13 protein-coding genes and 1 pseudogene are annotated in these 11810 nt (G+C 66.8%); 11 read left to right on the top strand and 3 right to left on the bottom strand.

What is annotated here, in order from left to right; translation table 11 throughout:
* Positions 1 to 413 precede the first annotated feature (413 nt).
* A complete protein-coding gene (locus AC08OT_RS14515; protein WP_476593485.1) occupies positions 414 to 1199 on the top strand; it encodes an alpha/beta hydrolase family protein in 786 nt (261 codons plus the stop codon).
* Positions 1196 to 1822: an acyltransferase gene (locus AC08OT_RS14510; RefSeq protein ID WP_476602914.1), complete on the top strand. Its 627-nt coding sequence runs from the start codon at positions 1196 to 1198 to the stop codon at positions 1820 to 1822. Before AC08OT_RS14515 ends, AC08OT_RS14510 begins: the two co-directional genes overlap by 4 nt.
* Before the next feature lie 142 nt (positions 1823 to 1964).
* Here AC08OT_RS14510 and AC08OT_RS14505 read toward each other — a convergent pair whose 3' ends face one another.
* Complete coding sequence (locus AC08OT_RS14505; protein ID WP_476593487.1) at positions 1965 to 2741, bottom strand: glycosyltransferase family 25 protein; 777 nt, start codon at positions 2739 to 2741, stop codon at positions 1965 to 1967.
* Positions 2725 to 3837: a hypothetical protein gene (locus AC08OT_RS14500; protein WP_476593488.1), complete on the bottom strand. Its 1113-nt coding sequence runs from the start codon at positions 3835 to 3837 to the stop codon at positions 2725 to 2727. The genes AC08OT_RS14505 and AC08OT_RS14500 overlap by 17 nt, the downstream gene beginning before the upstream one ends.
* A 304-nt stretch (positions 3838 to 4141) precedes the next feature.
* Here AC08OT_RS14500 and fxlM point away from each other — a divergent pair, with 304 nt between their 5' ends.
* The 6 genes from fxlM to AC08OT_RS14470 all read left to right on the top strand — a co-directional run bounded on the left by fxlM (position 4142) and on the right by AC08OT_RS14470 (position 10035).
* A complete protein-coding gene (fxlM, locus tag AC08OT_RS14495; RefSeq protein WP_476593489.1) occupies positions 4142 to 5437 on the top strand; it encodes a methyltransferase, FxLD system in 1296 nt (431 codons plus the stop codon).
* Between the two features lie 5 nt (positions 5438 to 5442).
* On the top strand, positions 5443 to 5640 hold the full coding sequence (gene fxlA / locus AC08OT_RS14490) for an FxLD family lanthipeptide (protein ID WP_035958751.1): 198 nt from the start codon (positions 5443 to 5445) through the stop codon (positions 5638 to 5640).
* Between the two features lie 152 nt (positions 5641 to 5792).
* Complete coding sequence (locus AC08OT_RS14485; RefSeq protein WP_476593491.1) at positions 5793 to 6260, top strand: lantibiotic dehydratase; 468 nt, start codon at positions 5793 to 5795, stop codon at positions 6258 to 6260.
* Between the two features lie 8 nt (positions 6261 to 6268).
* Complete coding sequence (locus tag AC08OT_RS14480) at positions 6269 to 8425, top strand: lantibiotic dehydratase (RefSeq protein ID WP_476602913.1); 2157 nt, start codon at positions 6269 to 6271, stop codon at positions 8423 to 8425.
* A complete protein-coding gene (locus AC08OT_RS14475) occupies positions 8422 to 8793 on the top strand; it encodes a thiopeptide-type bacteriocin biosynthesis protein (protein WP_476593493.1) in 372 nt (123 codons plus the stop codon). Before AC08OT_RS14480 ends, AC08OT_RS14475 begins: the two co-directional genes overlap by 4 nt.
* Entirely contained in the window at positions 8794 to 10035 is a 1242-nt protein-coding gene (locus AC08OT_RS14470) for a lanthionine synthetase C family protein (protein WP_476593494.1), read from the top strand.
* Between the two features lie 41 nt (positions 10036 to 10076).
* Here the strand turns inward: AC08OT_RS14470 and AC08OT_RS14465 are convergent, their stop codons facing one another.
* Positions 10077 to 10226: a hypothetical protein gene (locus tag AC08OT_RS14465; protein WP_476602912.1), complete on the bottom strand. Its 150-nt coding sequence runs from the start codon at positions 10224 to 10226 to the stop codon at positions 10077 to 10079.
* Between the two features lie 27 nt (positions 10227 to 10253).
* On the opposite strand from AC08OT_RS14465, the pseudogene AC08OT_RS14460 reads away from it, so the two are divergent.
* From AC08OT_RS14460 to AC08OT_RS14450, 3 genes and pseudogenes are all read left to right on the top strand, one after another.
* Positions 10254 to 10700 (top strand): annotated as a pseudogene (locus tag AC08OT_RS14460) (thiopeptide-type bacteriocin biosynthesis protein); the annotation flags it as partial.
* 232 nt (positions 10701 to 10932) lie between these two features.
* Positions 10933 to 11364 carry a hypothetical protein gene (locus tag AC08OT_RS14455; RefSeq protein ID WP_476593496.1) on the top strand — a complete coding sequence of 144 codons (432 nt, stop codon included), beginning with the start codon at positions 10933 to 10935 and terminating at the stop codon, positions 11362 to 11364.
* A gap of 24 nt (positions 11365 to 11388) precedes the next feature.
* Positions 11389 to 11793: a hypothetical protein gene (locus AC08OT_RS14450; protein WP_476602911.1), complete on the top strand. Its 405-nt coding sequence runs from the start codon at positions 11389 to 11391 to the stop codon at positions 11791 to 11793.
* Positions 11794 to 11810 lie beyond the last annotated feature (17 nt).

Genomic DNA, 11810 nt, shown 5'->3' with positions numbered 1-11810 from the left:
AGAACTAGGCGAAGCGGTCAGCATGTACACCACCGCGGTGAACACCGCCCGGTCCTCGACCGGGGCGGTCCTACCGCCCTGCGGGCGTGTCTCGAACCGGGGTAGCAGCGGTTCGACCAGCTTCCACAGATCGTCCGGGACCAGCCGCGGAGCAAGGCTGCTCCCCATCACATCCATGATCAGACATGTACCCGGAGCGGCCACGTGAGACACGCTCTAATCCGCCGGCAGCGGCGCGTCGCCGAAGATCGTGCGCTGCTCCCACCTGCTAGCGCAGGCCGGCTGGGTGGGCGCCCGCCAACGGCAGACATCGAAAGGTGGAACGTCGGGCGCGACGGTGCGGTCATCCTGGTCGTAGGAGGAGCGCTGGCTCGGTTGCCGGTGGCCGGAAATATGACAGGGAGCAGCGGAAGATGCAGCGGGTGGAGCTGACGTCGATCGATGGAGTACGGCTGGAGGGCGCGGTGCATGCAGCCGTCGGAGGACAGCACCGGGGGGTGATCATCCAGCTACATGGAATCAACGCAAACATGACCGAGGGCGGCATGTTCGTCCGACTCGCTGATCGACTTGCACACGCCGGCTTTCATGTTTTGCGGTTCTCCTTCCGCGGCCACGGGGGAAGCGGAGGGACCCAGCGTGGCGTGACGATCGCCGGCGAGCTGCTCGACCTCCAGGCCGCGGTCGAGTACGCGGAGGAGCAGTTGCCAGGTCGCCTGTCGATCGTGGCGTCGAGCTTCGGAGCGGTATCGGCCTCGCTCTCGCTGCCCTGGTTGGCCGACCGCCTGAACAGGCTCGTCCTGTGGAATCCGGTACTCGACCTCCGGCGGACATTCCTGACACCGGAACTGCCGTGGGGACGAGAGAACTTCGGCCCCGATCAGCAGAAGCTGCTGTCAGGTCAGGGGTTCCTGGTGCTCGACGGGGAGTTCGAGGTCGGCCGGGTGCTGTTCGACGAGTTTGATCACTATCGGCCGCTGGACTCCCTGATGGCGACCGCTGCACCGGCGCTCGTGGTACACGGCGATCGGGACACCGCGGTCTCGTACGAGATCGCGTGGCAGGCAGCCTGCGCCAGACCCCACACCGAGTTTCACACCGTCGAAGGTTCGGATCACGGCTTCGACACTCGAGAACGAGAGGACGAGGCAGTCGCAGTCACAGTGAGGTGGCTCGTTGGCGACAAGGGCCGAGCATGAACATCGCCTCTCTGTATGCACCGGTGCACATTGAGGAGAGCACCGTGGTGGGCGAGCACTGCGTTTTCGGCTACCCGAAAGAGGCGCGCCTGCGGGCCCAGCAGAAGGGGTCCGGCTCGACCTCGTCCGGGGAACCGGTGGTGGTGGGGGCGCACTGCGTGATCGGTAATCAGGTCGTGGTCCACGAAGGGGTCTGGATCGGCGCGAACTGCGTCATCGAGGACCGCGTGCGGATCGGCTACAACTGCGTGGTCGGCGAACGAACCCGTGTCGCCTATGGAGCGTATGTGTGTGATCGTGTCGCGATCGGCGTGGACGCCTGCGTGGCGGGATTCGTCTGTGACGGCACGACCATCGGCGATCGCTCCACAATGATGGGCGATCTCGTGCACGAGTACGCCCGTCCCCACGAAGGCTGGTGGGAGGTCGACGAGGAGCCTCCGATGATCGAAGCTGACTCCGTGGTCGGCTACGGCGCGAGGGTGGTGGGCGGCGTCCGTATCGGCCCATGCAGCTACGTTGCCGCGGGCGCCGTGGTAACCCGGGGCGTTGCACCGGATCATGTGGTTACGGGCATCAACGTCCACGTTCCGGCCGAGCGGTGGCGAGGACGCCGGCTGTAAGGCTTGATCCGCCACTGGCAGGCTCTGGCGAAGACAGACAGGCTATGACGTAGGTCATCTCAGGCGAAGGGGGCGAGGCGGAGCGACCCTTGTCCTCTGCTGCCCACGGTCGGCCGGATGTGGCCGCTGGGCGACCGCCCCGCTAACGGCGACGGTTCGCCGCCCCCTGTTCTGGCTGCCGGTCTCTGGGCTCGACGAAAGCCGAACGTTCGGTGTCGCTGCCGGCCTCATCCTTGGGGCGCTGGGAGACCAGTGGTGGTTCGAACGCGAGGGCGGTCAGCCGTCGGCGGAACCGGGCGCGTAGATCAGGGCGCGGATGGTCGATGTAGAGCGCGGGCAGGAACTCGTCGACCGGCACGACGGCCTCTTCGATGTGGGCGGCAAGCACTAGGCCGAGACCGGGCCTGGTGAGCAGGTAGCCGAAGGTGCAGTGGCTGTAACCAGGCGAGACGAATCCATCCAGGACCGGCTGGTCGTGGTCGGGTTCGAGGGGGAAGCGGCCGAGGTAGAGCAGGTCGAAGGGGCCGTGGCGGGTCAACTGGTGCAGGCCGGCGAGGAGCTGGTCGAGGAAGGCGTCCGGGATGACGAGGTCGTCTTCGAGGAAGACGATGAATGGTTCGTCACCGGTTTGAGCGGCATGGCGCCAGCAGGCCAGGTGCGCCAGTGTGCAGCCGATCTCGCCGTACTTCAGGGGTCTGGCCCACCAGGGATTGTCGGACTCGATCTGCCAGGGAAAGAGGGTGTAGCCGGCAGCGTCGAGCTGGCTTCGGGTGAGGTTCAGGCCGTCGAAGAGGCCGCGCCAGTCCGAGGTGAACGTCGCCTTGAGCTCCGGCGGAAGCACGTGCGTCATCCGTGCCCGCCGGTCAGGTCGCCGAAGCAGGTTGATCACATAGGTACGAAGATCAGCGGGAGTGATCAATGTGGTGGACTTCCGTTCCGGACTGATCTTGAAGGTAGCGGTCGGAGTTGTCGACGTGCACGGCGAAGGGTCCGTTGTTGCTGCGGGCGAGCAGGAGCAGCGGAGGGACCCGGGTCAGGTCGGCTACATCGGTGAGGCCGCCGATCCGCCGGGCTTCGGTGACCAGGACGAAGTCTGCGTCGTTGACATGCTCGGTGATGTAGCGGGAACTGCGTGCACCGCGCTCGGCCTCCAGTAGGCAACGGGCGGCACCGAGTACCCCGAGGGTGAGGCAGCCTCCGAGCAGGAAGACGGTGGTGCCCTGGGCGAGCGTGAGCCGGGTGAAGACGGCGAGATCTTCCAGCAGTTCGTTGCGCTCGGTCCAGCGTGGACCGAGAACCAGCCCGTTCATGCCGGGTACCACCAGGGGATCGTCCGCGCCCAGCGGATGGGGCTCGAAGAAGAACGGCAGCCGCGGGAGAAACTCGCGGTACTTGGCGTTCCACGGCGGTCCGCCGACGACCACGAGGACATCGGCCTGGGTGTCGAAGTACTCCGAGGGGGCGAAGTCTCGAATCGTCACGGTCGGGGCTAACCGGGCGAATCGGGTCCGCAGGTAGATCAACGTGTCAAGATCCGCGAACTTCGCATAACGGAGGTAGTTACGGTCGGCTGGCGAGGCGTACTCTGGGCGCTCATCCTCGGGGATCTCCGAGCAGGCGATATCGATGCGTGCCCCGTGGGAGAGTCGCCAGAACGCTCTCAGGTCCTCGCCCCAGGGCTCGCCGTGATCGACCGGCGACCGATCCTGTTCAGGGGACGAGATCGTTGCCGGGCTCCTGACCGTCGACGTGACGGTCGATGGCCCGTTCGTCAACAGCATGTAGGCGAGGGTGTCCAGCGCTCGGTCGGCGCGGCGACGAACGGTCTTCGCCGCGCACCTCTGCTGGCGCGCGAGCGACTCTTGTCGCTCGGTGAGCGTTGGGTACCGATGCTCGGCGCTCAGGTTGAAGTCGACCTCGACGCACAGGCGCTCGTCGTCGGCCAGCCCCTCGACGGCTTGCCGGAACGCGGTCACGAGCAGCGTGACCTCCTGCGCCGATGCAGGCTCGCTCACCCTGCCGTCTGCCAGGCGGGCCCGGAGCAGCTCAGGCAGCACGGTAGGAAGCGCGGTGGGGCGAGCCAGGCCATGTCCTTGGCGGAGGCGCTTCAGACTCTCTTTGACCTCATCGACGGACAGTGAAGGGATGACCACCACAGTGTCCAGGATGTGTCCAGATAGTCGGTCGATGACCATCGACACGGGTAGCTGCTGGCCTGGTCGATCGTGATCGTGGCCGGCATTCTTAACCGGACGAGCCAACGAGCCGCTGACGGCCATACGGCTCGCCACCGTACCCGCCGACGACAAGGAAGATCGTGTGACCGACGTGTCTTCACCCGTAGAGCCGAACAGCGACGTCTCCGGCCTCGATCGCGCAGCGCAGCTGCGCAGGAAGATGGTTGACGATCTTCTTGCCGAGGGCACGATCACCTCGCGGCCGGTCGAGGCCGCGATGCGCAAGGTCCGTCGGGAAGCCTTCGCACCGGGGGTGGAGCTGGAGGAGGCTTACCAGCTTTACAACGGAGTAGTTACGAAGCGCGACGACGCTGGAAGTTCTGTGAGCTCGGTTTCCGCTCCGCAGGTCCAGGCGTACATGCTGGAGCAGGCTGCGATCACCCCCGGCATGAGGATCTTGGAGATCGGCTCTGGGGGGTACAACGCTGCCTTGATCGCCGAGCTCGTCGGTCCGGCAGGTCAGGTCACCACGGTCGACATCGACAAGGACGTCATCGACCGGGCGCGCCATCTTCTCGCGCAGGTCGGCTACCCTCAGGTGAACGTTGTGCTCGCCGACGCCGAGTTCGGTGTGCCTGAGCATGCCCCTTATGACCGTATTTTGGTCACGGTCGGTGCGTGGGATGTTCCGCCGGCTTGGGTGGCTCAGCTGGCCGAGGGCGGTCGTCTGGCGGTGCCGTTGCAGCTGCGGGGCCTGTCGCGTGTGATCACCTTCGAGCGAGCCAACGAGTACTTGCTCAGTCGGGCGTCCCGGTTGTTCGGCTTCGTGCCCATCCAGGGTGCCGGAGCGCACCAGACCACGTTGCTGGTCCTACGCGGGGGTGAGATCACCTTGCGTTTCGAGGAGGGGCCCCCGACCGAGCCGGGCCTGCTGGAGGGCGTATTCGACGCGCCGCGGGTGGAGGTCTGGAGCGGGGTCACGATCGGCCGTTTCGAACCGTGGGCCGGTACGCAGATGTGGCTCGCCACCGTGCTGCCGGGCTTCTGTCGCGTTGTGCTGGACAGAAAGCTGGACACGGGTCTGCTCTCCCCACCGGGCAGTCACTCCGCCGCGGTGGCCGTCGTCGACGACGACACCCTCGCCTATGTCACGACGCGCGGTGCGGCGGACTCGGTGGACGTCGAGTTCGGTGTGCATGCCTTCGGTCCGTGCGCGTCCGAGCTGGCCGAACAGGTTGCCGAGCAGCTCCAGGTCTGGGGGCGGGAACACCGCCACAGCTCGCCACAGTTCCGCGTTGACCCCGCAGGCACCGCCGATGACCAGCTGCCGGCTGGCCGCGTCATCGACAAGAAGCACAGCCGGATCACGATCTCCTGGCCGGGAGCGGCGAGCGTTGCGGCCGGCCGGGGTGCAACATCACGCCTAGCAGGAGGATGATCCATATGTCAGAGGTTTCGCTGTCTGGAAGCGCCACGGCGTTGGCTGAACGGCCTGGCGAGGACGACGAGTACACGCTGGATGTACGGGTGCTCGTGGCGTACGGCCCGATCATGGGGGACTGCCCCACCGATGACGGATGCGGCAACACCTGCTCGGGCAACGACAGCTCCTGCAACTCGTTCGCCGACGACCCGTCCTGACCTGTACGGGGGTCGTCGGTGCATTCCCCGACCCACGGCCCCCGTACAGCAGCAGCGCCCCGGGAGGCGGCATGGCGGTGAGATCTCCAGCGATGTACCAGTGGGCCGGTGCAGCACTACTACGTGCGAGCACCGATCCGGGCGGATTGGACTTGCCAGCGGACCTGGACCTGTTCGGTACCGACGCCGTGGAAGAAGGGTCGGCGTGGCTGTCGGCGATGTGGCGGCGCGAGGAAATTCGCGCGGCGATCGCTCAGGCGAGTCCCGCGCTGATTCAGCAGGTTGACACCGTTCTGACCTCCAGTGGTCATGACGTGCGAGCGGTTCGCCGGACCGTGCTTTCCGTAGCGTCCTATCTGCTTCGGTGGCAGCGCCGTCCCACTCCCTTTGGGCTGTTCGCCGGAGTCGCGCTGGCCCGGATCGATGCTGGGGCGAAGGTGCGGTGGGGTCGCGATCACCGGGTCGAGGCCCGGGTTGACGCGGGCTGGCTCGGTGATGTCCTCGCGCGCCTGCAACGGTGTCCGACGCTGCGGGAGCGGTTGTCTGTGGTCGTCAACGGTGCCGGGTTGGTGCGCGGTGACCGCTTCGTAGCGCCCGCGCCGACGCCGGATGGCACATAGCTGACGAGTTGGCGCCGATCGAGGTGTCCGTGCGCCACAGTCGACCGGTCTGCGCCGCGCTGGAGGCCACGCGGAAACCGGTCACGTTCAGCGAGCTACGAACACTGCTCATGGAGCGCTTCCCCAGTGCCCCCGCGCAGCGGATCGACGAGATGCTCACGGGTCTGCTCGACCAAGGGATCCTGCTGAGCAATCTGTCAGCGCCGATGACCTGCCTGGATGCACTCGGCCATGCGTGCGCTCAGCTGGAGGCCGTTGACGCCCACAGCATTCCAGAGGTTAGCGATCTTGTCCGTTCGATGTTCGAGATCCACAAGGAGGTGTCGGCCACCAGCCAGGTTCTCGGGTCAAGGTCGGCCATGATCAAGCAGATGCACGCGCTGAGCGAGGCCGCCGAGGTACCCATAATCGTCGACACGATCCTGGAGTGCGACGTTCACATACCGGACCAGGTCGCCCAGGAAGCCCGCAACGCCGTCCAGGTCCTCTATCGACTCTCACCGTATCCGCTGGGTTATCCCGTCTGGCGGGACTACCACTCCCGGTTCCGGGTCCGTTACGGGACGGGCGCCTTCGTGCCGGTCATGGACCTGATCTCCGACAGTGGCCTGGGAGTTCCGGCCGACTATCTGGGCTCGGCGCGCGGGCGTGCCGCTCGGCAGGTGAGTGAACGTGACGAGAAACTACTGGCGCTGATCCAACGGGCCACGCTGTCCGGCGGCGGCGAAATCGTCCTGACTGATCAGATGATCGAGGAGTTTGCGGTCAGCGATCCGGCCGACGTGCACCTGCCTGCTCGGGTCGAGGTGGCCGTGGAGATCCGCTCCATGTCCGTTGAGGCGCTGGCCCGCGGCCGGTTCACGGTGGCGGTGACCGGCACGCCACGGCCCGGCAGCAGCATGGCTGGCCGCTACGCCCACCTGCTGCCAGCGGACGGCCGCGACCTGATCGCGGGCACCTTCGCTGCGGCCGGCACCGACGCGATCCCCGCGCAGCTCTCCTTCGCCCCGCGTAAGCGGCGCAACGAGAACGTCGCGCGCACGCAGCAGCTCCTGACACACATGATCCCCGTGGCCGAATACCCCGACGGCGACGAACGCCTGATCCCCCTGACGGACCTCGCGGTCAGCGTGGACGACCGCCGCTTCTACCTCGCCCAGATCTCCACCGGCCGGTACGTCGAACCGCGGGTCGCCCACGCCCTGGAGGCCGGCGTGCACACCCCGCCGCTCGCGAGGTTCCTTGCTGAGATCACCACCGCCCGAGCCGCCGTGTACAAGGCATTCCGCTTCGGCGCGGCGGCACAGCTTCCCTACCTTCCACGCGTTCGATACCAGCGCACCGTGCTGTCTCCGGCACGGTGGCTGCTAGCGGCCGGTGAACTTCCCGGCCGCGGCGCCTCGACGGCCGAGTGGGACGCCGCGCTGGAAGACTGGCGCAGCCGGTGGCGGGTTCCCGGCCATGTCGCGATGGTGGAGCACGACCGGCGGCAGCCGGTGGACCTCGGCCACCCGCTTCACCGTCTCCTGCTGCGCACCCGGCTGGAACGCGCCGACCGCCTGGAACTGCGCGAGACGTCGACCCTGGAAGACGTGGCCTGGCTGGGGCGTGCCCACGAGGTGCTGATCCCCATGGTCTTGGACCCGCAGCCCACCACAGATCCCGGGCCAGGCATCAGCACACGGCGAGTCGTGGCCGTCGACGCCGGGCATCTCCCCGGCGAGTCCACGGTCGTGTCCGCGCACCTGTACGGGCATCCGGCGCGCGTCGAGGAACTCCTGACGCAACACCTTCCCCACATGATCGACGCCTTTGGCGTCCACAGGCCGCGCTGGTGGTTTCGGCGGAACCGCGAAATGCGCAGACCAGAGATAGACCAGTACCTCGCCGTATACCTCTGGCTATCGGAGCCCTCCGCATACGGCCCTGCCGCCGCATGCCTCGCCCGGTGGGCCGACGATCTGCGCCGACAACACCTGCTCGCGCACGTCTCGCTCACCACCTATGACCCCCAGTCGGGACGTTACGGACACAGCCCAGCCCTGGGCCACGTCCAGGACGTCTTCGCCGCCGACTCGGCCTGCGCCATCGCCCAGATCAGCGCATCCATCCGCGCAGGCGTGCATCCCCAGGCCCTGGCCGCTGCCCGCTCGACCTGGCAGTGATCTACGCCGGGTCCCCACAAGACGGGCTGGACTGGCTGATCCGCGAACTCCGCCAAGAACACGGAAGGCTGGACCCCGCGCTACGGCAACAGACACTCGAACTAGCCGACCCGCACGGCAGTTGGACGCGGCTGCAATCCCTGCCCGGCGGACGCGATGTCCTGGCCGCCTGGGGCACCCGCGCCAGTGCGCTGGCGGCATACCGAGATGCCCTCGCTGACCAACGCGACCCGATGCCGGTCCTGCGATCGCTCCTGCACCTGCACCACAATCGCGCTGTCGGTGTCGACCCGGCTGTCGAACGAGCCACCGGCCGGTTCGCACGGGCCTGCGCGCTGCGCCACACCGCCCACCGCATGGAGACATGAGTGGCGACCTCAACGAGCACCCCTCCGGGAATCGCGCAGACCGTTGATCTTTACGCCGCGCGGCTAGTTCTGCCCGAGCCCCCGCCCGAGAGCGAACCCTGGGCACCGCAGTCCCTCACGAAAGGCAGCGCGGGCATCGTCCTGCTCCACATCGAACGCGCCCACGCCGGGCTCGGCACCTGGCAGCAGGCCGACCGCTGGATCCGCAGCGCGGTCGCCGCGCCGGCCAACATCACAGACAACACCGGCCTGTACCTCGGCGCCCCAGCGATCACCTTCATGCTGGACGCCGCGGCAGGAAGCGACCCGAGCCGCTACCGCGGCGCCCTCGCCGCCATCGACGGGCACGTCGCCGCGATCGCCCACCACCGAGCCGACGCAGCCATGGAGCGCATCGCGGCCGGGAGACTGCCAGGGTTCCGCGAGTACGACGTGTTTTTCGGTCTGACCGGGATCGGCGCGCTGCTACTGCGTCGCGCTCCCCAGGGCAGCGCAATGGAGCGGGTTCTCGCCTACCTCGTCGCCTTGTCTAAGCCGCATCGGATCGACGGGCAGATGCTGCCGGGCTGGTGGGTCAACCACGATCCGCACCGCCGCGCCTCCCCTGCCTACCCCGGTGGGCACAGCAACTTGGGCCTCGCTCACGGGATCGCCGGGCCGCTGTCCTTGCTCAGTCGGGCGATGCGGCGTGGTGTCGTCGTCGACGGACAGCACGATACGATCATAAACATCTGCGCCTGGCTCGACGCCTGGCAGCAGGACGGCGAAGCCGGACCCTGGTGGCCGGAATGGATCACTCTGCCCGACCTGCGTCAGGGCAGAACAAGCCAGCCCGGCCCGGCGCGTCCCAGTTGGTGTTACGGCACTCCCGGGCTTGCCCGCGCGGGCCAGCTCGCGGCGCTCGCTCTCGGCGACGGTCGCCGCCAGCAGAAGTATGAACAGGCGCTTTTCCAGTGTCTCAACGATCCCGTTCAGCTGAGGCGGATCAAAGACGGTGGACTGTGCCACGGTTGGGCCGGTGTGTATCAGACAGTCTGGCGCGCAGCTCACGATGCCACAACACCGGCACTTGCCGACCAATTGCAGTGCTTGGCTGACAACCTGGTTCGATTAGCTGACTTCGAGCCCGTTGCCGGCCCCGGGCTCCTGAACGGGACAGCCGGCACGGCCCTCACCCTGCACACTGCCGCGCACGCTGTCGCGCCGCGCTCTGGGTGGGATGCGTGTCTACTGATCGACTGACACCCGGAGCAACGGAAGAAGAAAGCGGAACCGAAGGCGCCTCACTCGTCGACAGGGATGTCGAGCATGCCGTTCTGAAGCTGTTGACCGGGATACCGCTGAACGAGGCCGCCGGAGACGAGCGCATGAAGCCAGCGGAACTGGCTGAGGCCGCCGCCATCTACCAGCGGTCCGGACGACAGGCCCTTCACCAACAGGTCGCCTCCGACTGATGGCAGATCTACATCGAGTTCACCGACTGGCACGCCGCCGAACAGGCCGCTGCCCGTTACATCGCGCCACTACTCCATCGTGCCGGAAACTGCGGCATCGTCGCTGCATGGTGGTTCATGCGGAAATATCCCTGCTGGAGGATTCGCCTCCGACCAGGACCAACCGGAACTGTGATGAAGGCAAGCACCGCGGCCGCCCTCGATGAGCTCGTCACCGAGGGCAGGATCGCCCGATGGTGGACAGGAACATACGAGGCAGAGACAGCGGATTTCGGCGGCGGGGTCGGCATCGACATCGCCCACAGGCTGTTCTGCGCTGACAGCAACTCCATCATGAATTTGAGCCGTAATCCCGACGCCGAGCTCGGCCGACGTGAACTATCGCTGCTCCTGAGCACCTGTTTGCTGCGCGCAGCGGGCTTGGAATGGTACGAACAAGGCGACGTCTGGCACCGGGTCACTCTGGAACGACCCCTGCCCGCCGACGTCCCCACCTCGAAGCTGACGGCGATGATCAGCGACCTCAAACGGTTGATGCTCGTCGACACGACTCCGGACGGGCCGCTGCTGCACGCAGACGGTCCTCTCGCCTATGCGGCGGGCTGGGCCGATACCTTCCCGGCAAGCCGGGAAGAGCCTCGGCAGCGCAGCTCGTACGGGCACGCTGGAGCGGGGCCTCCGAGACGTGGCAAGCTACCTGACGATCTTTCACTGGAACCGCCTCGGATTGCCAAGCCGAACACAGAGCACGCTGGCCTGGGCGGCGCGTGCCGCCATCCTGGGCCCGCCCACCGGAGCGACCAAGCCCCTGCCAGCGATGCGACGTATCGGGACAACGATGCAGCGGGGGCGGCCGACATTGACGGTCGATGGCGACGCGGAACGCGCCGTGGCCCGTTTTCCTCTTGTCGAGCAGCACCGATTTCGTTGCACAGACCTCGAAGCTCGGGTGCGCAGCGTACGCGAGTGCGCGGAGTCCTGCCACGAGCCGACCGACCCCCACGACCGAATCAATCTCGCTTGCACGGTGTGGAACCTGTCGGCGTTGATTGCGGCCGACTGCGGTGTTCCCGACCTCGCAGTTGACCTGTGCCGACGCCAGTTCCTCATATTCTAGGCCGCACTGCCGCTATCTGGCAGCGTGATCATAGCCGCGCTACAGCCGCTGGTGAACCTGACCCGTCTTACCCGCCGGGCCGGAAATCCCGGCGGTGCCCACCACGAGCTGAACGAGATCGAACGGGCAGCCCGCACAGGCAGCGACGCCCTGATCAACGGCGAGCGCATCTCCTTCCGCGGATTCATCACGGCGGATAGCGAGTACCAAAAAGCCGCTCAATGGATGCGCGCCGTTATGCTCGACGATGGCACCCGAAACCTGGTGGCCGCCGGCCGCTGGGAAGAAGCAGCAGCGCACGCAGCACGATACGACGATGCCCAGGAAATGCTCCGCGAATCCCGCCAGGAACGCATCATCGCCCACGTCCGCAGCGGGCACACCGATCCGGCACTAGCCTCCATGCCGCTTCCACTAGTTGGATCTTGATGGTCGTCGGTGTGTTG

The sequence above is a fragment of the Frankia sp. CgJB1 genome (assembly GCF_977947065.1).
This window is presented reverse-complemented; position numbering and strand designations above follow the sequence as displayed.